General features: G+C 73.3%; 20 protein-coding genes and 2 pseudogenes. 9 read left to right on the top strand and 13 right to left on the bottom strand.

Features of this window, described 5'->3' with window-relative positions:
• Nucleotides 1-83: 83 nt before the first annotated feature.
• A complete protein-coding gene (locus ACQP2F_RS21635) occupies nucleotides 84-1,034 on the top strand; it encodes an ABC transporter substrate-binding protein (protein WP_433306747.1) in 951 nt (316 codons plus the stop codon).
• A 13-nt stretch (nucleotides 1,035-1,047) separates the two neighbouring features.
• Here ACQP2F_RS21635 and ACQP2F_RS21630 read toward each other — a convergent pair whose 3' ends face one another.
• Both ACQP2F_RS21630 and ACQP2F_RS21625 read right to left on the bottom strand, forming a co-directional pair.
• On the bottom strand, nucleotides 1,048-2,502 hold the full coding sequence (locus ACQP2F_RS21630) for a gamma-glutamyltransferase (protein WP_433306745.1): 1,455 nt from the start codon (nucleotides 2,500-2,502) through the stop codon (nucleotides 1,048-1,050).
• Entirely contained in the window at nucleotides 2,502-2,909 is a 408-nt protein-coding gene (locus tag ACQP2F_RS21625; RefSeq protein WP_433306743.1) for an ester cyclase, read from the bottom strand. The genes ACQP2F_RS21630 and ACQP2F_RS21625 overlap by 1 nt, the downstream gene beginning before the upstream one ends.
• A gap of 103 nt (nucleotides 2,910-3,012) precedes the next feature.
• Here ACQP2F_RS21625 and ACQP2F_RS21620 point away from each other — a divergent pair, with 103 nt between their 5' ends.
• Both ACQP2F_RS21620 and ACQP2F_RS21615 read left to right on the top strand, forming a co-directional pair.
• On the top strand, nucleotides 3,013-3,573 hold the full coding sequence (locus tag ACQP2F_RS21620; RefSeq protein WP_433306741.1) for a carboxymuconolactone decarboxylase family protein: 561 nt from the start codon (nucleotides 3,013-3,015) through the stop codon (nucleotides 3,571-3,573).
• Nucleotides 3,574-3,672: 99 nt separating this feature from the next.
• Nucleotides 3,673-4,923, top strand: a complete 1,251-nt coding sequence (locus ACQP2F_RS21615; protein ID WP_433306740.1) for a class I SAM-dependent methyltransferase — start codon at nucleotides 3,673-3,675, stop codon at nucleotides 4,921-4,923.
• Here the strand turns inward: ACQP2F_RS21615 and ACQP2F_RS21610 are convergent.
• The 4 genes and pseudogenes from ACQP2F_RS21610 to ACQP2F_RS21595 all read right to left on the bottom strand — a co-directional run bounded on the left by ACQP2F_RS21610 (nucleotide 4,901) and on the right by ACQP2F_RS21595 (nucleotide 8,501).
• Nucleotides 4,901-6,133 carry a family 1 glycosylhydrolase gene (locus ACQP2F_RS21610; RefSeq protein WP_433306738.1) on the bottom strand — a complete coding sequence of 411 codons (1,233 nt, stop codon included), beginning with the start codon at nucleotides 6,131-6,133 and terminating at the stop codon, nucleotides 4,901-4,903. The genes ACQP2F_RS21615 and ACQP2F_RS21610 overlap by 23 nt on opposite strands.
• Before the next feature lie 31 nt (nucleotides 6,134-6,164).
• Nucleotides 6,165-6,590, bottom strand: a pseudogene (locus tag ACQP2F_RS21605) (EAL domain-containing protein); the annotation flags it as partial.
• A 196-nt stretch (nucleotides 6,591-6,786) separates the two neighbouring features.
• On the bottom strand, nucleotides 6,787-7,962 hold the full coding sequence (locus tag ACQP2F_RS21600; protein ID WP_433306736.1) for a zinc-dependent alcohol dehydrogenase: 1,176 nt from the start codon (nucleotides 7,960-7,962) through the stop codon (nucleotides 6,787-6,789).
• Nucleotides 7,959-8,501, bottom strand: a complete 543-nt coding sequence (locus ACQP2F_RS21595; RefSeq protein WP_433306734.1) for an SRPBCC family protein — start codon at nucleotides 8,499-8,501, stop codon at nucleotides 7,959-7,961. The genes ACQP2F_RS21600 and ACQP2F_RS21595 overlap by 4 nt, the downstream gene beginning before the upstream one ends.
• Nucleotides 8,502-8,893: 392 nt before the next feature.
• Between ACQP2F_RS21595 and ACQP2F_RS21590 the strand changes: the two genes are divergently transcribed.
• The 3 genes from ACQP2F_RS21590 (at nucleotide 8,894) to ACQP2F_RS21580 (ending at nucleotide 12,726) form a co-directional block, all read left to right on the top strand.
• Nucleotides 8,894-10,003, top strand: a complete 1,110-nt coding sequence (locus ACQP2F_RS21590; RefSeq protein ID WP_433306732.1) for a hypothetical protein — start codon at nucleotides 8,894-8,896, stop codon at nucleotides 10,001-10,003.
• Nucleotides 10,004-10,081: 78 nt separating this feature from the next.
• The gene (locus tag ACQP2F_RS21585) at nucleotides 10,082-10,705 is read left to right on the top strand and encodes a maleylpyruvate isomerase N-terminal domain-containing protein (protein ID WP_433306730.1); all 624 of its coding nucleotides are present in this window, start codon (nucleotides 10,082-10,084) and stop codon (nucleotides 10,703-10,705) included.
• A 77-nt stretch (nucleotides 10,706-10,782) separates the two neighbouring features.
• Nucleotides 10,783-12,726 carry a putative bifunctional diguanylate cyclase/phosphodiesterase gene (locus ACQP2F_RS21580; RefSeq protein ID WP_433306728.1) on the top strand — a complete coding sequence of 648 codons (1,944 nt, stop codon included), beginning with the start codon at nucleotides 10,783-10,785 and terminating at the stop codon, nucleotides 12,724-12,726.
• A gap of 353 nt (nucleotides 12,727-13,079) precedes the next feature.
• Here the strand turns inward: ACQP2F_RS21580 and ACQP2F_RS21575 are convergent, their stop codons facing one another.
• The 4 genes and pseudogenes from ACQP2F_RS21575 to ACQP2F_RS21560 form a co-directional block, all read right to left on the bottom strand.
• Nucleotides 13,080-14,798, bottom strand: a complete 1,719-nt coding sequence (locus ACQP2F_RS21575) for an ABC transporter ATP-binding protein (RefSeq protein WP_433306726.1) — start codon at nucleotides 14,796-14,798, stop codon at nucleotides 13,080-13,082.
• On the bottom strand, nucleotides 14,795-16,372 hold the full coding sequence (locus ACQP2F_RS21570; RefSeq protein WP_433307581.1) for an ABC transporter ATP-binding protein: 1,578 nt from the start codon (nucleotides 16,370-16,372) through the stop codon (nucleotides 14,795-14,797). Before ACQP2F_RS21570 ends, ACQP2F_RS21575 begins: the two co-directional genes overlap by 4 nt.
• 89 nt (nucleotides 16,373-16,461) lie before the next feature.
• Entirely contained in the window at nucleotides 16,462-17,277 is an 816-nt protein-coding gene (locus tag ACQP2F_RS21565) for a hypothetical protein (protein WP_433306724.1), read from the bottom strand.
• 109 nt (nucleotides 17,278-17,386) lie between these two features.
• Nucleotides 17,387-17,812 (bottom strand): annotated as a pseudogene (locus ACQP2F_RS21560) (cellulase family glycosylhydrolase); the annotation flags it as partial.
• Nucleotides 17,813-17,840: 28 nt separating this feature from the next.
• On the opposite strand from ACQP2F_RS21560, the gene ACQP2F_RS21555 reads away from it, so the two are divergent.
• The gene (locus tag ACQP2F_RS21555) at nucleotides 17,841-18,656 is read left to right on the top strand and encodes a phosphotransferase family protein (RefSeq protein ID WP_433306722.1); all 816 of its coding nucleotides are present in this window, start codon (nucleotides 17,841-17,843) and stop codon (nucleotides 18,654-18,656) included.
• On the opposite strand, the gene ACQP2F_RS21550 is transcribed toward ACQP2F_RS21555, so the two are convergent.
• Nucleotides 18,653-19,099, bottom strand: a complete 447-nt coding sequence (locus ACQP2F_RS21550) for a MarR family winged helix-turn-helix transcriptional regulator (RefSeq protein ID WP_433306720.1) — start codon at nucleotides 19,097-19,099, stop codon at nucleotides 18,653-18,655. The genes ACQP2F_RS21555 and ACQP2F_RS21550 overlap by 4 nt on opposite strands.
• A gap of 93 nt (nucleotides 19,100-19,192) precedes the next feature.
• Between ACQP2F_RS21550 and ACQP2F_RS21545 the strand changes: the two genes are divergently transcribed.
• Complete coding sequence (locus ACQP2F_RS21545; RefSeq protein WP_433306718.1) at nucleotides 19,193-19,819, top strand: FMN-dependent NADH-azoreductase; 627 nt, start codon at nucleotides 19,193-19,195, stop codon at nucleotides 19,817-19,819.
• Nucleotides 19,820-20,187: 368 nt separating this feature from the next.
• Here ACQP2F_RS21545 and ACQP2F_RS21540 read toward each other — a convergent pair whose 3' ends face one another.
• On the bottom strand, nucleotides 20,188-21,063 hold the full coding sequence (locus ACQP2F_RS21540; RefSeq protein ID WP_433306717.1) for an alpha/beta fold hydrolase: 876 nt from the start codon (nucleotides 21,061-21,063) through the stop codon (nucleotides 20,188-20,190).
• An 84-nt stretch (nucleotides 21,064-21,147) separates the two neighbouring features.
• On the opposite strand from ACQP2F_RS21540, the gene ACQP2F_RS21535 reads away from it, so the two are divergent.
• On the top strand, nucleotides 21,148-21,651 hold the full coding sequence (locus ACQP2F_RS21535) for a CGNR zinc finger domain-containing protein (RefSeq protein WP_433306715.1): 504 nt from the start codon (nucleotides 21,148-21,150) through the stop codon (nucleotides 21,649-21,651).
• Nucleotides 21,652-21,881: 230 nt separating this feature from the next.
• On the opposite strand, the gene ACQP2F_RS21530 is transcribed toward ACQP2F_RS21535, so the two are convergent.
• Nucleotides 21,882-23,408: a cation:dicarboxylate symporter family transporter gene (locus tag ACQP2F_RS21530; protein ID WP_433306713.1), complete on the bottom strand. Its 1,527-nt coding sequence runs from the start codon at nucleotides 23,406-23,408 to the stop codon at nucleotides 21,882-21,884.
• Nucleotides 23,409-23,420 lie beyond the last annotated feature (12 nt).

The following is a 23,420-nucleotide window of genomic DNA, read 5'->3' as shown; positions in this document are numbered from 1 at the left end:
CCACGCCCGTTCCGGATCGACGAAGATCGCGGTAACGTGCGCCGGGCGTACAAACTCTTGCCGGAGCCCGCAGGGAGCGCACCATGCGTCGGATCCTCGCCGCCGTCGCCGTGCTGGCGACGCTGTCCGCGGCCGCGGCCTGCTCGTCGGACGACAAGGCGGACAAGCCCGCCGGGACGAAGGTGGACGTCGGCGTCATCGCCATCATCGACGTCGCGCCGATCTATCTGGGCAAGGCGAAGGGCTTCTTCCGCAAGCGCGGCATCGACCTCGACCTCGTGCCGGAGCAGGGCGGCGCGCCGATCGTCAAGGGCGTGCTGGCCGGCCGGTACCAGTTCGGCTTCAGCAACGTGACCTCGCTGATGGCGGCGCAGGCCGACGGGGCCCCGCTCAAGGCGGTGGCGAGCGGGGTCGCGTCGACCGGCCGCGCAGGCCGCGACTTCTCGGCCATCGTGGTCCGCGACGACGGGCGGATCCGGACGGCCAAGGACCTGACCGGCAAGACGATCGCGGTGAACACCCTCAAGAACCTGGGCGACACGACCGTACGGCAATCGGTGCGCAAAGCCGGCGGCGATCCGGCCCGGCTGAAGTTCGCGGCGATGCCGTTCCCCACCATGCCGGGCGCGCTGCAGTCCAAGAAGGTCGACGCCATCTGGGTGGTCGAGCCCCAGCTGTCGCAGGCGATGACGATGGGCCTCGCGGTGCTCTCGTCCAACTTCGTCGACACCGCGCCCGACCTGACCGTGGCGCTCTACTTCACCAGCAAGGACACCATCGCCAAGAGCCCGGGGCTGGTCACCGGCTTCACCGAGGCGATCAAGGAATCGCTGGCCTACGCCGACGACCACCCCGAGGAGGTACGGGACGTGGTCGGCACGTACACGCCGATCAACGACACGGTCCGGATCGGCATGATCCTCCCGAACTGGCCGCAGGACATCAACCGGTCCTCGCTCGACCAGGTGGCCCGCCTCGGCGAACAGGACGGCATCTTCAAGCGGCAGCCGGCCCTGGACGACCTGCTGCCCTAGAGGATCGGCTGCCCTAAAGGATCGCGCCGAGGCCGTCGGCGCGGGGGTCGCTGCCGGCGGCCAGCTCGCCGCCGGCCAGGCGGCACACCTGCACATGCCCGGCGCGGTCGTGCGGCCCCGCGGTCACCCTCGCCCCGCCGAGCGACAGGCCCGGCTCGGCCAGCACCGCCGGACCGTCGAAGATCCAGCGCGGGCGGGCGAGCACGGCGTCGAGGTCGGGAGCGGTCAGGACGTCCCCGGCCACCTGGGCGAGGATCCACGGCTGGTTGCCGCCGCCCTGGCAGCCCAGCGCCACGACGGTGCCGCCGGCGAGCGCCAGCGTCGGGCAGAGCGTGTGCGGCGGGCGGCTGCCGGGGTGGAGGCGGCCGGGATGGTCCGGTTCCAGGCGGAACGACGATCCCCGGTTGTGCAGCACGACGCCGGTGGCCGGGTCGAGCAGGCCGGCGCCGAAGCTCTCGAAGACGCTCTGGATGAGGGTGACGGCGTTGCCCGCGTCGTCGACCGCGGTGACCGCGACGGTGTCGCCCTTCGGCTGAGGACGATCCCGCCGGGCGGCACCGGCCGGCTGGGCCGCACCGGCCGGCTGGGCCGCACCGGCCGGCTGGGCGGCACCGGCCGGCTGGGCGGCACCGGCCGGCTGGGCGGCGCCGGCGGCGGCGGGCGGCCCGGTACGCGGATCGCCGAGCGTCGCGTCGCGCACCAGCCGGGCCTCGCGGGACGCGGCGAGCAGATCGGGCGCGCCCACCACGGCGAGGAACGCCGGCCCCTGCACCGGCGGCGGCGCGGCATGCCAGCGGGCGCCGCCGGCCTCGCGGACCAGCGGATCGGCGAGCTCGGCCCGGTGGGCGGCGAAGTCGGCGGCGGACAGCGGGCTGCCGAGCGCCCGGACGCCGGTCACGAGCAGGTCGGTCTCGTAAAACGCGCGCCAGTCGGCGGCCACCGTGGCGAGCGTCGTGGCCAGGGCGGGCTGCACGAGGCGGTCACCGGCGCCGAGCAGCAACGCGGACAGGCCGGGATCGGCCCGGATCGCCGCCATCCGCCCGGACATCGCGCGCCGGAGGCCGGGACTGAACGGAACGCCGTCGCGCGCCAGCCGGATCGCGGGCGCCAGCAGGGCGGTCAGCGGCAGCCGGGCGCCCAGCGCGGCGACGGCGGCCCACCCCGCGACCACGCCGGGCACGGTCACGGTCTGCGGCCCCTCGCCGGGCATGGCGTCACCGGCCGCCCGCAGGGCATCGATGTCGGCGGCCGCGGCCGCCGCGCCGATCGACAGCACCGCCCGGGGCTCGCCGCCGGCCGGCCGCACGATGGCGACCAGGTCCCCGCCGATCGAGCACTGATGCGGGTAGACCACCGTCAGCGCGCCGGCCGCCGCCAGGACCGCGTCGAGCGCGTTGCCCCCGGCCGCGACCGCCTCGCGGGCGGCGTCGACGGCGGCGGCGTGCGGCGCGGCGACCGCCACCGCCATCAGCGGCTCACCTGCAGGATGCGCTGCAGCTCATCGGCCAGCACCCAGATCGCGCTGATCCGGCCCTCGTCGTCGATGGTGAGCACGTCGATGCCGAGCCCGGTGACTGTCCCGCCGGTCGGCGGGAGGTCGCCCAGCGGCGTCCGCCACACGCCGGTGTGCCGGGCCGTGTGCCGGAACGCGACGGTGAGCTTCCCCGGCGCCTCGACCCGGTCGACCACCTCGATGGTGTGCCCGGTGAACGCCTCGTGCAGCGCCGCCGCCCGCTCGACCAGGCCGGTGACCGCCATCGGGACACCGTTGATGATCACCGGGTCGGCGTAGAGCCGGGCGAACGCCGCGACCGGGTCGCCGTGCACGTCCGGCGGCACCCGCCACAGGTCGAAGAGCTGATCGTCGATAGCCACCCACGAGACGCTACGCCGCCCGGGGCCGGGTGCGCCCGGGGCGTTCGCGGTGTGGGCGGCCGGCGGCTGGTGGTACCGCCGGGGGCGGCCCTAAGCTGCACCGATGGCGCACATCGACCTCGGGGTGGACGAGAACGCGTTCCCCGGCATCCAGGGCCTGCTGCAGTACCGGCCGGAGACGGCGAAGCCGCTGATGATGCTGGCCGACGTGCTGCTGCGCGGGCCGGGCACGTTGTCGCGGGGCGAGCGGGAGCTGATCGCGGCCTACGTCTCGGACCTCAACGACTGCGCCTACTGCACGGCCTCGCACGGCGCGTTCGCGGCCGCGCAGCTGCCGGAGGGGGTCCGGCTGGTCGACGAGGTGCGCGCGGACCTGGAGACGGCCCCGATAACGCCCAAGCTCCGTGCGTTGTTGAGGATCGCGGCGGCCGTACGCGAGGACGGCCGCGCCGTGACCCCCGGGCTCGTCGGCGATGCCCGCGCCGAAGGCGCCACCGACCTCGAGGTGCACGACACGGTCCTGATCGCGGCGGCGTTCAGCATGTTCAACCGCTACGTCGACGGGCTGGCCACGCTCGCCCCCGACGACCCGGACGCCTACCTGCGCGGCGTCGACCGGGTCGTCAACGGCGGCTACCTCGCCGGCCGCTCGCCGGCCGGATAGGCGCGGCGGAACGCTCCGGGAGCGGACACCGTCGGGCGGCCGCAACCTTTGCCGTCGTGGGTCTTGCGCGGGACCCGGGCGATCGCGAAGCTGCTCGATATGACGGACACCGACGTCACCGGCCGGGACAGCCGATGGCCCGATGTGGACACTGTGCCCCGCGCGCCGCTGCGGGGCGCGGCCGCCGCGGGGGTGCTGCGGTTCGTCGCCGGCCGGGTGCCGCTGCGCGTCGTCACCCACGACCGGCCGATGCCGCCCGGGCCGCCGGTGCTGCGGCTGCGCCGGCCCGGGGCCTTCCACCGGCGGATCGGCGCCACCGGGCTGATCGGGCTGGGCGAGGGCTACCAGGCCGGCGACTGGTACGCCGACGACCTGGCCGGGCTGCTCAGCGCGACCGCCGCGGCCATGAGCGGCCCGCTCGGCGGCTTCCGCCGGCTGGCCAGGGTCCGGCATGTGCCCTGGCTGCGGTCGCTGCACGGCGCCGCGCCCCGGGCCGACGAGGAGAACACGGTCGACGGCGCCCGGCGCAACATCCAGCGCCACTACGACCTGTCGAACGAGATGTTCGCGCTGTTCCTGGACGAGACCATGACGTACTCGTCGGGCGTCTTCACCGGCCCCGACGACACCGACCTCGCCGCCGCCCAGCGCCGGAAGATCGACCGCCTGCTCGACCTGACCGGCGTCGGCGACGGCGCCCGGGTCCTCGAGATCGGCACCGGCTGGGGCGAGCTGTCCATCCGCGCCGCCCGCCGCGGCGCCCACGTGCACACCGTCACCATCTCCACCGAACAGGCGGCGCTCGCCCAGCAGCGGGTCGTTGACGCGGGGGTGGCCGACCGCGTCACCATCGAGCTGCGCGACTACCGCCACATCGACGACGAGCGGGGCTACGACGCGATCGTCAGCGTCGAGATGATCGAGGCGGTCGGCCGCGAGTACTGGCCGGCCTACTTCGGCACGATCGACCGGCTGCTCGCACCCGGCGGCCGGGCGGGCATCCAGGCGATCACCCTGCCCGATCGCCGTCTGCCGTACGCCGAGACGTACACCTGGATACAGAAGTACATCTTCCCCGGCGGGGTCCTGCTGTCCGTCGAGGAGGTCGAGCGGCAGCTGGCGGCCGGGACCGGCTTGCGGCTGGCCGAGAAGCGGGCGTTCGGCTCCAGCTACGCCCAGACGCTGCGGCAGTGGCGGCGGAACTTCCTGGCGAACGCCGACCGGGTCGCGGCGCTCGGCTTCGACGACATCTTCCGCCGTACGTGGGAGTACTACCTGGCGTACTGCGAGGCGGGCTTCGTCTCCGGCGAGATCGACGTCTACCAGCTCATCCTCGACCGCCGTCGGTGAGGGCCTCCCGCACGATCGCCGCGTAGACCGCGGCGCTGGCTTTCGGCGTACGGGCGAAGGTGTTCCGATCCACCGCGTGCAGGCCGAGCTTGGGCCCGTAGCCGAAGACCCACTCGAAGTTGTCCATCAGGGTCCAATGGAAGTAGCCCAGCACCGGCACGCCCTCGGCGACCACCTCGGCCAGGCCGTCCAGCGACTGCCCGATGAACGCGGCCCGGCGCGCGTCGTCCTCGCTGGCGATGCCGTGCTCGGTCACCAGCACGGGCACCCCGGTTACCTCGTGCACGTAGCGGACCGCGCCGGCGAGCGAGCGCGGGTCCACGCCGGCGAGCGGGCCCTGCTCCCCCACCGGGCCGTTCCCGTCGTAGTAGTGCCGCTCGTAGTTCTGCACGCCGATGTAGTCGTCCTCGCCGGCCAGGTCGAGCCAGCGCCGGTAGACCTCGGCCCGCTTGCGGTCGCGCACCGACGGGTCGTCGCCGGCCACCTGGTCGTCGACCACGGCCAGGGAGAAGCCGACCGGCAGATCGGGGCGGCGGGCCTTGATGGCGGCCCGGGCGGCCCGGTGCCCGGCGGTCATGCCGTCGCCCATGGCGTCCATGTCCTCGGGCAGGATGACGTTGGCCAGCCGGTAGCGGGGCACCCCGGCCGCCTCGGCGGCGGCTTCGAGGGTGGCGCGCTCCAGCTCCCGTACGGCATCGGGAATCGCCGCCCACCTCAGCAGGCGCGGCAGGTTGGGCTCGTTGAGGGTGACCGCCACCGCGATCCGGTCGCCGAAGGCGGCCATCACCCGGTCGCAGTAGCGGGCGAACAACGCCGGGGCCTCCGGGTCGAGCCAGCCGCCGCGGGCCGCGAACCAGTGCGGCGAGGTCATGTGGTTGAACGTCACCACCGGCGCCATGCCGCGCTCGCGGGCCCGGTCCACGATCGCCTCGTAGTGGGCCAGCTCGTCGTCCCGGAAGTCGCCCGCGCGCGGCTCGACCCGCGCCCACTCGACCGAGAACCGGTAGGCGGTCAGGCCCATGCCCGCGGCCAGGTCGACGTCCTCGCGCCAGCGCCGGTAGCCGTCGCAGGCCGGGCCGGACGGCTCGCGGAACACCGTCGGCGTGACGTGCTCGGCGTACCAGGTGTCGCTGGTCGTGTTGCCGCCCTCGGTCTGGTGCCCGGCGCTCGCGACGCCCCAGAGGAAGCCGGCCGGGAAGATCCGCGCCATCCGACCATTCCGCCAGCTGCACGCGGCCGGGTCAAGGGCCGGGTCGCATCACACCGGGTCGCATCACACCGGGTCGCATCACACCGGGACGCCGGGCCGCCGGGCGGGTGGGGACGACGGGGCGGCGTGACGCGCTCCGAGGCCGGGCTCGGCGACCGGCCGGCCGGCCGAAGTGGTAGCCCTGCAGCAGGGTGTAGCCGAGCCGATGGAGCGCGTCGGCCGGCTCGGCGGTCTCGACGCCCTCGGCGACCGCGGTCATGCCCAGCCCGGTGCTCACCTGGATGAGCGCCTCCGCGATTACGCTGTGCCGACCGGCCTTCGTGACGTTGTCGACGAACGACTTGTCGACCTTGAGGATGTCGACCGGCACCGTCTGCAACAGGCCGAGCGACGAGTGCCCGGTGCCGAAGTCGTCCAGCGCGATCCACACCCCGAGCTTGCGCAGGTCGTGCAGCGTCGTCGGCGTCTCGCCCACCGCGTACCTGCGTCAGGTCCGCCTCGACCGCGCCCACGAGGAGCTCCGGCGGGCGGACCCCGGCCAGACGTCGGTGGCCGAGGTCGCGCGCCGCTGGGATTCCCCCATCCCGGTCGTTTCGCGGGCGCCTACCGCGCCCGGCACGGCGTGTCGCCGTCCCGGACGCTCCACGCCGGCGTCAGGGCTTGAGGACCACCTTCTCGCAGTTGTCCTGCTTGTTCTTGAACATCTCGAAGCCGCGTTCGGCCTCGTCCAGCGGCAGCCGGTGGGTGATGATCCGGGTCGGGTCGATCTCGCCGCGCTCGATGCGCCGCAGCAGCGGCTCCATGTAGCGCTGGACGTGGCATTGGCCGGTGCGCAGGGTCAGCGCCCGGTTCATCCAGGCGCCGGCCGGGAACTTGTCCAGCAGACCGCCGTACACGCCGATCACCGAGACCACGCCGCCGCTGCGGCACGACAGGATCGCCTGGCGCAGGGCGTGCGGGCGTTCGGTCTCCGACCGCACGGCCTGCTTGATCCGGTCGTACGCGGCGATGTGCGCGCTGCCGTGGGTGGCTTCCAGGCCGACCGCGTCGATGCACTTGTCCGGTCCGCGCCCGCCGGTCAGTTCCAGCAGCCTCGACCGCACGTCGACCTCATCGAAGTTCACCGGGATGTGGCCGGCCTCCTCGGCCATCCGCAGCCGGTACGGCTCCTTGTCGATGGCGATGACCTTCGCGGCGCCGAGTACGCGGGCGCTGTCCATGGCGAACTGGCCGACCGGGCCGGCGCCCCAGACCGCCACCACGTCACTGGGCTGGATGTCGCACATCTCGGCGCCCATGTAGCCGGTGGGCAGGATGTCGGACAGGAACAGCACCTGCTCGTCGGTCAGGTCGGACTCGATCTTCAGCGGGCCGACGTCGGCGAACGGCACCCGTGCGTACTGGGCCTGCCCGCCCGCGAACCCGCCGGTCAGATGCGAGTAGCCGAAGATGCCGGCGACCGGGTGGCCGAACATCTTCTCCGCGATGCCGGCGTTCGGATTGGTGTTCTCGCAGCAGGAGTACAGCTCGTTGGCGCACGCCGCGCACGCGCCGCAGGCGATCGGGAACGGCACGACCACCCGGTCCCCGACCCGCAGCTTGTCCGCGGACACCCCGGATCCGACCTCGATCACCTCGCCCATGAACTCGTGGCCCATGACGTCGCCGTCCTGCATCGTCGGGACGTACCCATCGACCAGGTGCAGGTCCGAGCCGCAGATCGCGGTGGAGGTGATCCGTACGATGGCGTCGCGCTTGTTCAGGATCTTCGGATCCGGCACGTCGCGGACCTCGACCTTGTTGCGGCCCGCCCAGGTGTTCGCCCTCACGCGTCCGCTCCCTTCGCCAGCTCGTCGTCCGACAGCGGCTGCGCCGGACGCTGCGGGAACTCCTTGCGGGCCCGCTTGCCCCACGGGGCGCCGTCGGAGCGGACCACCTCGCCGGTCTCCAGCACCTGCTTGAGCCGGCGCAGGTCGTCGTCGAGCTGCTGGTGCGGCTCCTCGCCGAAGTACTTCGCGACGGCCTTGCCGATCGCGCCGCCCGGGATGTCGTACACCAGAGCGACGTACACCTCGGTGCTGACGCCGTCCGGGGCGGGCACGAACTGGATCGTTCCGGCGTTGGGCACGTCGGCGTCACCGGTCGAACGCCACGCGATCTTCTCGGCCGGCGTCTCGTCGGTGATCTCGGCGTCCCACTCGACGTCCTTGCCGAACGGGGCGGCGGCCACCCAGTGGCTCGTCCGGTCACCGGTGGCGCGGACCTGCTCCAGATGCGCCATGAACGTGGGCAGGTTCTCCAGGTCGCGCCAGAACGCGTACACCTCTGGGGCGGGTTTGCGGATGGTTGTCGTGGCGGTCAATTCCATCGATACTCCTCTGCCTGCTTCGGCGCGGCCGGTTCTCTCCCATGCACGTGACGAAGGCGCGGCTACCCGCCGCGATGTCGGCTAAACCGGCAATCGGCCACTACGGTGAGATTTCGGCACGGTGCGGTCAGGCACCCGCTGCGGCCATCGCCGGGTGCAGGACGACCTTGGTCCAGCCCTCGTCCCGGTTGTCGAAATGCTCGTAGGCCTCCGGCGCCTGTTCCAACGGCAGCTCGTGGCTGACGGGCCGACGTGATGCGCACCAGCACATCGGTCGGCCGCTCGATCCGCGCATCCGGCACATCCTCGACCGCACCGGGCCGGTATCGGGATCGCGGTGAAGAACGGGACCGGCCGACATGTATCGCGGAAATGGGGGTACGCCGCGAGCCATGACCACCAGTGACCAGCGCCGGTCGGAGATCGTCGTCGGACTGGTGGCGACCCCGCCGGACTACCCGGCCCAGGTGGTCGCGCGGCTCGCCGCCGAGCTGGCCGAACGGCTCGCCGAGCGGGTGCACGCGGAGGTGTCGTGGACGGTGCGGGAAGGCTGGGGTGAACTGGCGCCGCGCCGCGACGGCGGTGTCGAGGCACTCCTCGACGACCTGGCGAGCCGTTGCGCCGAAGCCCGGTGGGACGTGGCCGTCTGCCTGACCGACCTGCCGCTGCACGACGAGCGCGTACCGCTGGTCGCGTGCGTGTCGGCCCGGCGCCGGGTCGCGATGGTGTCCCTGCCGGCGCTGGGGTTGCGCCAGCTGCCGGCGGTCCGCGCGGCCGTCCCGGACCTGGTGAGCCGGCTGCTCACCGACACCTCCGACGACCGGGTGCCGCCGGCCGGCTGGGCACCGGCCGAGCTGGCCCGGCGGATCGCCGCCATCCGCCGGGTGGCCGGCGGGACCGACGCCGGTGAGCTGCGCTACGTCGCCTCGCGCCTAACCGGCCGGATGCGGCTGCTGACCGGGATGGTCCGGGCCAACCAGCCGGGGCGCGCCCTGCTGGGCCTGTCCAAGCTGCTCGTCGGCGCCTTCGGGACGGCGGCGATCGCGCTCACCACCAACACCATCTGGCAGATCGGCGACGCGCTCGGCGGGATCCGCCTCACCGTGATCATGCTGCTCGGACTGACCGCGCTGGTGGCCTGGCTGATCGTCGCGCACGATCTGTGGGAGAGGCGGGACCCGCAGACACCGGCCGAGCTCACCCGGCTGTTCAACCTGGGCACGGTCCTCACGCTCTCCCTCGCCACCGCGGTGTCCTATCTGGTGCTGTTCACCGGAACGGCGCTGGCCGCGGCCCTGCTGATCGACACCTCCGTGCTGCAGCAGACCCTGCAGCGGCCGGTCGGCGTGACCGACTACCTGACCCTCGCCTGGATCATCAGCTCGCTGGCGACCGTCGGCGGGGCGATCGGCTCGGGCCTCGAGGACGAGGACACGGTGCGGGCCGCCGCGTACGGCTACCACCCCGACCCCGGCGGCTGGCGGGACGAGAAGGACGGGTAGCGCGCCGGCCCGAGGCCGCCGCCAATCCGGCGCAGGCGCGTTCTCGTCCGGGCCGGTCGGCGGGCGTATCGTCGGGCGATGCCGATCGACGACCGTCTCAGCACACTCGACGCTCTCTGGGCGGCGTGGGCCGCCACCGGCAAGGCGCTGACCGACGAGGACTGGGCGCGGCCGACCCGGCTCGACGGCTGGGACGTGCGGGCCCTCTGGGCCCATGCGGCCGGCTGGCCGTTCGGGTTCTCGATCCTGGTCGGCCGGGTGACCGGCGAGCACGTCACGCACGAGTCGGCCGCCGCGCTGCTGGCCGAGTTCAACCATCCGACCGGCATCGCCAACACCATGCGCGACCGGGTGGCCGACTCCGGCCGGGAGGACGCGCGCAAGTACTCCCTCGATCAGCTCACCGACCAGTTCACCAGCGCCGGGCCGGCCGCGATCGCGGTGGCGCGGAAGCTGGGCGAGGTGACCGTCGACTACTTCGGCCGGGCGGTGCTGCCGCTGGCCGAGGCGGTCAGCATCGGCATCACCGAGGCCGTCATCCACCTGCTCGACCTGCAGCGGGCGCTCGGCCTCGAGCCGGAGGTGCCGGCCGCGGGGCTGGCACACACCGCGGTGGTGCTGGCCCGGATCGCCCCGCCGATCGACTTCATCGAGGCCGCCACCGGCCGCGCCTCGACCGATCTCTTCCCCGTGCTGTCCTGACGCGAGGGCGGCCGGAGTAGCCGAAAGGACCATGCAAAGAGGACACACACCGGCCGCGAAGAGCGTACTGTGCCTGCGTGCCTTCGCCGTGGAGGTTGTTTCTCACCTACGCCGGGGCCAGTCTGATCCCGGTGGCGCTGCTCGGTCTCGTGCTCTCGACGGCCCTGTCGGCCGAGGCCCGTGACCGCGGCGTCCGGGAGGGGCAGGCGCAGGCCACGCTCGTCGCCCGCACCGCCGTCGAGCCGCACCTCGACGGGCGGCCGCTGACCCGGCCGTTGTCGGCCGGCGAGCTCGACGGCCTGCGCCGGCTGACCGACCGCGTGATCGGCACGGGCTCGGCCGTACGGCTGCGGGTGCGTGACACCGGCGGCCGCGTGGTGTTCTCCGACGACGGCTCCGGCTTCGGCGACGAGCCCGAGGACACCGAGGACGACGCGATGCGGGCCGCCCGCGGCGCGACGGTCGCGCGCCTGACCCGCCTCAACACCGACCGCAACGACACCGGGCCGGCCGGGCAGCGCGTGGTCGAGGTCTACCTGCCGATCAGCACGGGCGGGCCGGTCCTCGGGGTCCTCGAGGTCTACCTGCCGTACGCGCCGATCGCCCGCGACGTCAGCTCGGGTCTGCGCACGCTCTCGGTGGTGCTGGGCGCCGGGCTGGTGACGCTGTGGGCGATCCTGGCCGCGATCTCGGCCTCGACGATCCGCCGGATGACCCACCAGGCCGGGCACGACGCGCTGACCAGCCTGCCCAACCGGGCCCTGTTCCAGCGGCGGGCGGCCGCGGCGATCAGCGCCGCCCGGCGCGACGGCGGCACGGTCGCGGTCGTGCTGGCCGATGTCGACCGGTTCAAGGAGGTCAACGACACGCTCGGCCACCGCAACGGTGACGCGCTGCTGCGGGAGCTGGGCGCGCGGCTGGCGGCGGCGGTCCGCCCGGACGACACCGTGGCCCGGCTCGGCGGCGACGAGTTCGGCATGGTGCTGCCGGCGGTCCGCGAGGACGAGATCCCGCCGCTGCTCGACCGCATGCGGGCGGTGCTCGAGGCCGAGATCGTGGTCGGCACGCTGCCGCTGTCGCCCGAGGCCAGCTTCGGCTACGCGCTGGCGCCGGCCGACGGCACCGACGTCGACACCCTGCTGCGCCGCGCCGACATGGCGATGTACCTGGCCAAGGGCAGCCGCAGCGGCACCGCCCGGTACGACCGGCGCCGCGACCACTTCGACCCGGCGCAGCTGGCCCTGGTCGCCGAGCTGCGGCGGGCGGTCGAGACCGGCGAGCTGGTGCTGCACTACCAGCCCAAGGCCGAGCTGCGGACCGGCCGGGTCGGCGCGGTCGAGGCCCTTCTCCGCTGGCGGCATCCGGAGCGCGGCACGGTGCTGCCCGACGCGTTCCTGCCGGTGGCCGAGCAGACCGGGCTGATCGACGCGCTGACCCGCTGGGTGCTGGCCGTCGCCCTGGCCCAGGTCGTCGAGTGGGGTGGCGCGTTCGACCGGCTGACCATGGCCGTCAACGTCTCGGCCCGCAACCTCGCCCGGCCCGACTTCGCCGACACCGTGCTGACCGCCCTGGCCACCGCGGGCGTGTCGCCCGGCCGGCTGATCCTGGAGATCACCGAGACCGCCCTGATGACCGATCCGGAGACGGCCGCCGACGTGCTGGGCCGGCTGTCCGGGGCCGGCGTCCGGATCAGCGTCGACGACTTCGGGCAGGGCCAGACCTCGCTGAGCTACCTGGCCACGCTCCCCCTGCACGAGCTGAAGATCGACAAGAGCTTCGTCGGCGATCTGCCCGGCAACGCGGCCCACGCCGCGATCGTCCGCTCGGTGATCGATCTCGGCCACAACCTCGGCCTGCAGGTGGTGGCCGAGGGGGTGGAGACGCGCGAGGTCACCGCGCTGCTGACGGCGGCCGGGTGCGACATCATCCAGGGCTATCTGCTCGCCCGGCCGATGCCGGGCGAGGACCTGCCGTCGTGGCTGGACGGCCACCGATCGGGAGCGCTGGCGGTCGACCGCTGAGCCCGCGGCGATGAAGGGCAACGACCACGATGGCGTACGCCGTGAGCAGCACCGCGTCGACAGCGGCGTACGGCCAGGGCATGTCGGCGGCGGTCTCGTCCACCGAGAGGTCACCGAAGGCGGCGGCCAGCCCGCCGGCGATCACGTTGTTGGTCGCGTGCCGTCGGACGGCCGGCCGGCGATCACGGCCGCGATGCCCATCACATCGCGAAGACGCAGGCGCCCGCGAACCCGGCGGCGACGATGGCGAGGGTGGCCAGCACGGTGCGGCGGGCGGGCACGCCGGCGGCGAGCCGGTGATAGGCGACGTCCTGCATGGCGACGATGGTGGCCGATGAGCGCACCCGGCCCGGCTACGCCGAGCTCAGGTCGGAGCCGTGCCAGGAGCGCCACAGGGCGGCGTACTCGCCGTCCGCGGCGACCAGGGCGTCGTGGGTGCCGAGCTCGGTGATGCGGCCGTCGCGCATGACCGCCACCTCGTCGGCGTCGTGGGCGGTCTGCAGGCGGTGGGCGATGGCGATGACCGTGCGCGAGTGCAGCACGGCGGCCAGCGCCCGCTCGGCCGTGCGCGCCGCGGTCGGGTCCAGCAGCGCGGTCGCCTCGTCGAGGATGACCGTGTGCGGGTCGGCCAGCACGACCCGGGCCAGCGCCAGCTGCTGCGCCTGCGCGCCGTCCAGCGGCTCGGCGCCCAGGTCCCGGTCCAGGTCGGTGGCCCAGTCGGCCCCGACCGTACGCAGGGCACGCCGCAGCTGTTCGTCGCTCGCGGCGACCATCAGGTTCTCGCGCAGCGTCTCGCGGAAGACGTGGTGCTCCTGGGTGACCAGCACGACCTGGCGGCGCAGCTGGTCGGGCGGCAGGTCGGCGATCGGCACGCCGCCGACGGTCACCGAGCCGCTCGAGGGCCGGTCGACGCCCGCGAGGAGCCGCCCCAGCGTCGACTTCCCGGCCCCGGAGAGGCCGACGATCGCCAGCCGCTCGCCGGGCCGGACGGTCAGCGTGACGTCGTGCAGGACATCCTTCCCCCGGTCGTACGCGTACCGCACGTCCCGCACCTCGATCCGGTCGTCGGACGGGGTGGCCGGCACGAACACCGGCGCCGGGATCGCGGTCAGCCCCTCGAGACGGGCGAAGGACGCGCTGCTGGACTGCAGTTGCTCGATCCAGATGAGCAGGGTGTCCAGCGGGCCGACCAGCTGCCGCAGGTAGAGCACGGCCGCGCCGACGGTGCCGAGGCTTATGTGGTCGCCGAGGTAGAGCAGGCCGCCGAGGGTCAGCACGAGCACGGCCGGCACCGCGTAGGAGGTCTCGACGGCCGGGAAGAAGACGCTGCGCAGGGCCAGCGTCGCCATCCGGGTGCGGCGGGTCTCGGCGATCGCCTCGTGCCCGGCGTCGAGCCGCCGCTGCCCCAGGTCGAGGGCCTCGACCGTGCGGGCGCCCTCGGTGGTGGCGGCCAGCTCGTCGGCGAGCCGGGAGTTCGCCGCGCCCTCGGCCAGGTAGGCGGTGCGGGCGCGCCGCAGGTACCACCTGGTGGCGAACCAGATGCCGGAGAGGCCGAGCACGCCGACGCCGCCGAGCAGCGGGTCGAGCAGCAGGACGGCGGCGATGATGAAGATCATCTGAACGAAGCCGATGAGGAGGTTCGGCAGGATGTCGCGCAGCGTGGTGGCGACGGCGTCGACGTCGGTGGTGCCGCGGGCGGCCAGGTCGCCGGCCGGCACCCGCTCGATCACGGCGGCGGGCAGGGCGAGGGCCCGGCGCAGGTAGTTCTCCCGGATGCGGGCGGCGGTGCGCTCGCCGAAGCGGTAGGCGATGGCCAGCGCGTACCGGGACAGGATCATCTGGGCGATCGCGCAGGCGAGCACGCCGGCCGCGAGCTTGTCGATGTCGCCGGGCCGGCCGCCGGTGACCGCGTCGATGACCCGGCCGAGCAGCCAGGGACCGCCGAGGGCGGCGAGCGCCGCGAACGCGTTGAGGACGGTCATGGCGACGATCGCGGGGCGGTCGGCGGCGACGAGCCGGAGCGCCGCCCGGCCGACGGCCCGCTGGTCGGCGACCGGGAGGGAGCTGGTCACTCGTCCTCCCCGAAGGCCCGGCTGACCAGGTCGCGATATCCCGGCCGGCTTGCCAGCAGATCCTGATGTGATCCGCTTGCCTGGACCCGGCCGTCGACCAGGTAGTACACGATGTCCGCCCGGTCCAGCAGCACGGGCGAGGTGGTGACCACGACCGTGGCCCGGCCGGCGCGAGCCTCGGCCAGCCGGGACGCGATCGCCGACTCGGTGTGCGCGTCCACAGCGGAGGTGGGCTCGAGCGCGAGCAGCACCTCCGGGTCGGCGTAGACCGCCCGGGCCAGACGGACCCGCTGGCGCTGGCCGCCGGAGAGGTTGCGGCCGCGCCATGCGATCTCCCGGTCGAGGTCGGTGGCCACGTCGTGCGCCACCGCGGTCGCGATGGCGTCGCGGACCCGGGAGTCGTCGGCCGCCAGCGACCCGGCCACCACCGACCGCAGCGGGCCGGCGAACAGGTCGGCGTCCTGCTGGGCGACCAGGATGCGGCCGCGGACCTGAGGCGGGGCGATCTCGGCCAGCGGCACCCCACCCCAGGTCGCGTCCGTCGGGCCGTAGGCGCCGAGCCGGTCGACGACGGCCGCGAGGTCGCCCGAGCCGGCCAGCGCGGTGAACCGGCCGGGCCGCACCACCACCCCGGACGCGGGGTCGGCGAGCTCGGCCGGCCCCCGCGGCGCGTCGAGCCCGGACGGGGAGTCGAGCGGGATGCGCAGGAAGTCGGTGACCCGGCGGGCGGCGACCAGCCCGTGCGCCACGTCGAACCCGCAGAAGATGAGCACGTTGGCCGGGATCACCAGCATGGCCGTGTAGCCGTAGACGGCGATGAGCTGGCCCACGGAGATCTCGCCGGTGGCGGCGAGCCGCGCGGCCAGCCAGACCACGACCGCGAGGAAGACGACCGGCAGGCCGTCACCGAGCGCGCCGATCCAGCTGGACGGGCCGCCGACCCGGTAGCCCTGGTCACGCAGGGCCGCCGACTGGAGCTCGTACCGGCGCTGATGGGTCTGTTTGCCGCCCAGGCCGTTGAGGATGCGCAGGCCGCCGAGCACGTCGACGAGACGGGCGTTGAGCTCACCCTGCCGTTCCCGGTAGCGCGATCCCGCCTTCTGGGTGCGCCGCAGCAGCGGGCCGACGGTCAGCGCGAGCACCGGCGCGCCGATCACCACGACGGCGGCGAGCGTGGGCGAGGTGCGGTCGAGCAGCACCGCGATGACGATGAAGGCCAGGGTGGCCGCCACACCGACGCCGCCGACGTTCATCGCCCGGCCGATCGTCCACACGTCGGAGATGCCGATGGTGACCACCTCGCCCGCGGTGACCCGGCGGGGCAGCGCCGAGCCGAGCCGGGTCGCGTGGGTCATCACCAGGTCGGCGGTCTGCAGGGCGGCGGCCAGCCGCAGCTTGGTCATGCTGCGGTGGCGCATGATGCCGAGGAAGGCGCTGGCGATGCCGGTGACCAGCACCGCGGCCGACCAGAAAAGGAGCGGTTCGAGCTGGTGGGGACGCAGGCCGCGGTCGATCGCCTGGGAGATGAGGTACGGCGTGAAGGCGAGGCTGATGAACCACACCGACCCGAACATGGCGCCCAGCCCGACCCGCCTCCCGTTCGCCCGCGCCAGCCACCACAGATATCGAACCGGTCCCCGTGTCATGCGGCAATGCTGCCAAATCACCCCGCGCCGCCGTCACCCGATTTCCGGGCGTGCGCCCCGCCCGGCCGGACGCGACGGTCAGCCCCGGACCCGGCAGTAGAGGGCGTCAGGAGTGCGTGACCTGCCGATCCGTCCGGTGTAGGCGACGCCGGCGGCGTACTCGCCTGGGTCGCATTGGCCCTTGTAGGTGCCGGTGGCGAAGTCGCCGCCCGGGTCGCCGGCCGGGCGGTTGTCGCCGCGGTCGAACCAGACCGTCCGGCCCGCGCCGCCCCGCCGCGCCGCAGCCGCGACCAGACCTCGGCCTTCCAGCCCTCGGCCGTGCTCCGGTTCCCGGCGCGGTCCCGGAACAGCAGCGCCCAGTCGTTGCCGGCCCGGGTCTCGCCCCAGCCGACCACCGGCCAATAGGCGAAGTCGGCGTCCTGCCGGATGAGGTAGTCGGCGAAGTTGACGAACCAGTCCCGCTGCCGGGAGCCGGCCGGGGACGACCCGTCGATGCCGAACTCGCTGATCCAGACCGGCGCGGTGAAGTGCCGGCCGCCGTCCTCGGCGAAGAACGCGTCCCGGTGGAGCACGTCCAACAGCTCGGCCCGGCTGAGGTCGCGGTAGCGCGGGTCGCTGGTCTCGCCGACGCCGGTGGCGCCGCTGTGGTTCGGGCCGGTGTAGTCGTAGAAGTGGGCCGAGTAGACCAGCTTGTCCGAGGCGACCAGGGTGTGCGACAGGGTGCGGGCCGGGGTGAGCGTCGGCCGGCCGTGCGGGAGGCCGTCGACCGGGATCCCGGCGACGCCGCGAACCAGTCGTGCTCGTCGCCGCCGCCCCAGTTCGGGTCGTCCCACACGTCGCGGCGCACCTCGTTGTACAGATCGGCGCCGACCACACGCGGGTTGTCCCGTAGCGGCGGACCATGAACAGCCAGTTCTCCTCCCACTGCGACGCCGTCCGGCCGGCGTTCCAGCGCTCGTTGCCGTCGACGCCACAGCACCAGCGGGTCGTGTTCGTGTGGTTGTTCAGGATAACGGCGAGGCCCTGGGCGGTGAGTTCGGCGACCACCCCGTCGTACACCTGAAGCGGGGTCCTGCCCTGGAACTGGGGGTTGGCCGCGACCGCGTCACCGGTGACCGGGACGGGGTCGGTGAGCATCTCGCCGGAGAACGGCAGGCGGACGCTGTTCAGGCCGATCTCGCGGAAGCCGGCGACGATGCTGCTCACCGGTGCGCGGTCGAGACCGAGCGGGATCCGGTGGGAGTTCTCCCCGGCGTGGTGATTCGCATCGATGCTCGCGTCGCCGTCGCCGTTCCAGGTGCCGCCGGCGCCGTGCCAGTTGCCCGACCTGAGCTTGAACCGGTTGCCGTTGGCGTCGCCTCCGCCCATATTTAAGCGCAACCGCTAGGGTGAACGCGTGGACGCGCGCGAGGCGGTGGCGGCGAACCTCCCCGGCTATCGCGTCGATCGCGTGTCGGTGATCGGCGAGGGTCTGGAGCATCGGGCTTTCGAGATCAACGGCGAGCTGGTCGTACGGGTGAGCAGGTCCCCCGATCCGGCCGGGCTCGCGCGCGAGGCCCGTCTGCTGGCGTTCGTCGCGCCGGTCGTGCCGGTTCCGGTGCCGGCGCCGGTGTTCGTGGACCTCGAGCGAGGCTGCCTCGCCTATCCCCGGCTGCCCGGGACGCCCCTGCTCGACCTGCCGTCCCCGCGGCCGGCCGCCTCCATCGCCCCGGTCCTCGGCGAGATGCTGGCCGCGCTGCACGCCGTGCCCGCGGCCCGGGTCCGCGATCTGGCCGAGGTCGACGACCAGCCGCCGGAGGAGTGGCTGTCGGAGGCCGCTTCGCACTACGCCACGGTCGCCGGCCGCATCCCGCCGGCCACCCGCCCGCGTGTCGCCTCGTTCCTCGCGGCCCCTCCCCCGCCGCGCGGCGAGACGCTGGTGTTCTCCCACAACGACCTGGGCATCGAGCACGTCCTGGCCGACCCGGCGTCGTGGGCGGTGACCGGCGTGATCGACTGGTCCGACGCGGCCCTGGTCGATCCCGCCTGCGACTTCGGGCTGATCCTGCGCGACCTCGGTCCCGCGGCGTTCGACGTCGCCGCCGGTGAGCGGGGCGACTCCCTGCGCGAACGTGCGCTCTTCTACGCCCGGTGCGCCGCGCTGGAGGATCTCGCGTACGGCGTCGACAAGTACGTCCGCAACGCCCTCGCCGCGATCGAGCGGCTCTTCTAGCGGGGCGGCGGCGGCAGCTCGGCGAGCACCTTCTCCAGGGCCTTCGCCACCGTGCGGCTCTCGGCCGCGGTCATCCGTTCGGTGAAGTGCCGCCGGATGCCGGCCAGATAGGTGGGCGCCGCCGCCCGCAGCCGCGCGCGGCCGGCCTCGGTGAGCACCGCGTAGGCGGAACGGCGGTCCTGCGGGTTGCTCTCCCGGGTCACCAGCCCCTCCGCGGCCAGGTGGTCGACGACCCGGCTGACCCGGGTGCGGCTCACCACCGCCACCTGCCCGAGCTCGCCCATGCTGAGGCGCCGCCCGGGCGCCTCGTTCAGCTCGAGCAGGACGTCGTACCAGGTGAGCGGCAGCCCGCAGGCCGCCTGCAGCTCGCGGTCGAGCAGCGGGACCAGTGCCGCGTGCACCCGGAGCAGGGCGGCCCAGGCGGCCGTGCCGGTGTCGCTCATCACGCCATCGTAGCGAACTCTTGTGCGTGCGCACGCATCTGGCTAACAATGTGCGTGCGCACGCATTCTTCCCGCTCTCCTGGAGGAGCCGTCATGCTTCTGCACATCTCCGCCTCCCCGCGCGGCCCGCGCTCCGAGTCGCTCGCGCTGGCCGCCACCTTCCTCGACGCCGTACGCGAGACCGACCCTCAGCTGCCGATCGCCGAGTACGACCTGTGGGACGGCACGCTGCCCGCCTTCGGCCCGGACGCCGCGGCCGCCAAGATGGCCGTCTTCGCCGGCGAGGAGCCGTCCGGCGCCGCCGCCACCGCGTGGCAGGCCGCCACCGACACCTTCCGGCGCTTCGACCAGGCGGACCGCTATCTGTTCAGCGTCCCGATGTGGAACGCCGGGGTCCCGTACATCCTCAAGCAGTTCATCGACGTGATCAGCCAGCCCGGCCTGGTCTTCGGCTTCGACCCGGCCGCCGGATACACCGGCTTGCTGCGCCACAAGCGCGCCGCGATCATCTACACCAGCGCCGTGTACGGCCCGGACCGCGGCCCGGCGTTCGGCGACGACTTCCAGGCCCCGTTCCTCGAGAGCTGGCTGCGCTGGGCCGGCGTGACCGACATCAGCACCGTCCACTTCCGCCCCAACCTGGCCACCGCCGACGCCGACACGGCCCGCCGCCGGGCCCGCGCCGAGGCCCGCGACCAGGCGAAGCTTTTCGTCGCCTGAGCCGGCCCGCCCGCCGTCCGCCGCGCACCGGCCGCTCACGGCAGCCCGCCGCACACCGGCCGCCCGCGGCAGCCCGCCGCTCACCGGCCACCCGCGGCAGGCCCGCCGCACACCGGCCACCCGCGGCAGGCCCGCCGCACACCGGCCACCCGCGGCGGGCTGCCGGTTACCGATTTCCGCGGACCGCCCGACCGCCACCCATCAGCGCCCGGGCGGTCCGGCCTCTCACCAACCGCCCACGGCGGGCTGCCGACCACGGGCTCCCGCGAACCGCCCCACCTTCCTCCGTCCAGCCCACCCCGGCCGCACTCCACTTCGCTCCCATCCGCCTCGTTGCCGGCCCGCCTCGCTCCGCCCCGGCCGGCATCTCAGCTCGCGGCCGGAACGTGCTTCCCCAGAAACGCCCTCATCAACTCCGCCACCTCGCCGGCCGCCGTCTCCAGCAGGAAATGCCCGCCGTCCAGCAGATGGATCTCGGCGTCCGGCAGATCGCCGGCAAAGGCCTCCGCCCCCGCCGGACCGAAGATCTGATCCCCTCGCCCCCACACCGCGAGCAACGGCACCCGACTGGCCCGGAAGTACTCGTGCAACCGCGGATACAGCGGTGGATTCGTCGCATAGTCCGCAAACAGATCGAGCTGAACCGCGTCGTTTCCGGGCCGCGACACCAGCGCATGGTCGTGCCACCACGTCGTCGGATCGACCAAGCTCTCGTCCGGGACGCCGGTCAGGTACTGCCATCGGATCGACTGCAGCGACAAGGCCTCGCGCATGGCGGCCTCCGTCGTCCGGTTGCGATTGCGGTGGTACGCCCAGACGCCCGCCCAGAACTCGGGCACGAAACCGGCCTGATAACCGTTCCCGTTCTGCGTCACGACGGCGGTGATCGCGCCCGGGTCACGCAGCGCCAGCCGCCAGCCGACCGGCGCGCCGTAGTCCTGCACGTAGATCGCGTAACGCGCCACCCCGAGCTGATCGAGCAGGCCGGCGGTGATCTCGGTGAGCGCATCGAAGGTGTACGCGAACTCGTCCGCACCCGGCGCATCCGACAGCCCGAAGCCGAGATGGTCGGGCGCGATCACGTGGTAGTCGCCGGCCAGGAGCGGAATCAGGTTCCGGAACATGAACGAGCTCGTCGGAAACCCGTGCAGGAGCACCAGCGCCGGCCGTGACGGATCGCCCGCCTCGCGGTAGAAGATCCGCCGCCCGCCGACCGTCGCGTACCGGTGATGAACCTCAGTCATGACCTAACTTCCTTGAGCTATTTTGATGGTTAGAATCCTGGCGTGCGATCCTATAACCTGTCAAGCGAGCTTTGGAGGTTAGGCATGATCGACGAGGCAACCTTGCTGGCGTTGCTGAACAGCGCACCCGTGATCGACGGCGTGCGCACCGACGAGCTCGCCGATCCGGATCGGGCCGAGCGCTGGCTGCGGGCCAACAAGATCCCGGCCCGCGCCGAGGACGCCGCGATCCTGCGCGAGGCCCGCGATCTGCTGCAGGCCGTGATCCGCGGAGACCGCCGGCCGTCCGCGCTGAAGCCGCTGCTGGAGGGTGTCGTCTCCCGCCCGGCGATCACCGCCGGCGGGCGGCTGACCTGGACGGTCGACCTGTCCGGCGCCCGCGCTTTCGCGGTCGACGCGATGATCGCCTGGGACGAGCTGAACCGCACCCGCCCGGGCCGCCTGCGCGCGTGCGCCAACGACGAGTGCGCCCTGTTCCTGCTCGACCGCAGCAAGTCGAACAGCGCCCGCTGGTGCTCGATGTCGACGTGCGGCAACAAGCTGAAGGCTCGGCGCCACTACCAGCGCGCCCGGACGGTCGAGAACTGACGGCCCCACTCTTCGCGGGGAACGACGGGGCGCGCGGCCGGGCGAACAGCGCGGCCGGGCGAACCGCGCCGCCGGGCGAATAGCACCGCCGGGCCGGACGCTGACCGGGCGACAAGACGAAGCGGCCCGGTCGCTCCGGGCGGGGAGCGACCGGACCGCGGCTCTCGTGTGCGGAATCCCTCTTGCCCGCCGAGCGTGGCGGCAAACCGGCGAACGGCTCCGCGGCCTGATCAGGCGTCCGGCGCGGAGGACGAGCGCGACGGCGGTGGTGTGCGGTCGGCCGCATCCGGGGAAGCGGCGGCCGTGGCCAGGGCGCCGCCCTCAGCGGGGCCGGACGGACCGGCCGCGCCGTCCGGGGCGGGGGCGGACGGGCCGGCCGCGCCGTCCGGGCCGGGGGCCGACGGGCCGGCCGCGCCGTCCGGGGCGGGGGTCGACGGGCCGGCCGCGTCGTCGTCGAGCATGGTGGACTCGTCGAAGGGGAAGTCGCCGGCCAGGACCGCGGTCACGCGTACCCGGTCGATCTCGCGGGTCCAGGTGCCGATCACCACCGTGGCCACCGCGTTTCCGGCGAAGTTGGTCAATGCTCGCGCCTCGGACATGAAGCGGTCGATGCCGACGATCAGGCCTACGCCGTCCACCAGCTCGGGCCGGTGGCTCTGCAGGCCGCCGGCCAAGGTGGCCAGGCCGGCGCCGGTGATGCCGGCGGCGCCCTTCGAGGCGATGACCATGAAGACCAGCAGCGAGATCTGCTCGCCGATCGACAGCGGGTCGCCCATCGCCTCGGCGATGAACAGCGACGCCATCGTCAGGTAGATGGCCGTGCCGTCCAGGTTGAACGAGTACCCGGTCGGCACCGTGATGCCGACGACCGGCTTGCTGACCCCCAGGTGCTCCATCTTCGCGATCAGCCGCGGCAGCGCCGACTCCGACGACGACGTCGAGAGGATGAGCAGGAACTCCCGGGCCAGGTAGCGCAGCAGCAGGAGGATGTTCACCCGGGCCACCAGCCACAGGATCGTGGCCAGCACGACGAAGACGAAGATCGCGCAGGTGACGTAGAAGCCGAGCATGATCTGGGCCAGGCTCTTCAGCGCGTCCACGCCGGTGGCGCCGACCACCGCCGAGATGGCGCCGAACGCGCCGATCGGGGCCAGCCACATGATCATGGCGAGGATGCGGAAGACGATCCGCTGGGTGAGCTCGATGGCGCGCAGCGCCGGCTCGCCGCGGCGGCCGAGGGCCTGCACCGCGAAGCCGACCAGCAGCGCGACCAGCACCGCCTGCAGGGTGTCGTTACTGGTCAGCGACGAGAACAGGGTGTCGGGGATGATGCCGAGGAAGTACTCGCTCGCGCCCTCCTTGGCGGTCGCGCCGACCTGCTTCTGGCCGGCGGCGGCGATCGCGTCGTTCAGGTGCAGGCCGGCGCCGGGGTGGATGATGTTGCCGACCAGCAGGCCGATCGCGAGCGCGACCGTCGACATGACCAGGAAGTACCCGAGCGCGAGGCCGCCGACCCGGCCGACCTTCGCGGCCTGCCGGATCGAGCCGATGCCGAGCACGATCGTGCAGAAGATGACGGGGGCGATCATCATCTTGATCAGCTTGACGAAGCCGTCGCCGATCGGCTTCAGCTGGACGGCGACGTCGGGGAAGAGCAGACCGACGGCGATGCCGGCCGCGACGGCGGCGATCACCGCCAGGTAGAGGTAGTGCGTGCGGTCCCGCCGGACCCGCGGGGATGGCGTCTGGGTCTCCATGACGCAGAATGT

Origin of the sequence: Actinoplanes sp. CA-030573 (assembly GCF_050951115.1) — a bacterium.
Taxonomy (GTDB): Bacteria; Actinomycetota; Actinomycetes; order Mycobacteriales; family Micromonosporaceae; genus Actinoplanes.
Note: the sequence above shows the minus strand (reverse complement) of the source record. Positions and strands in the feature narration are given on the sequence as shown.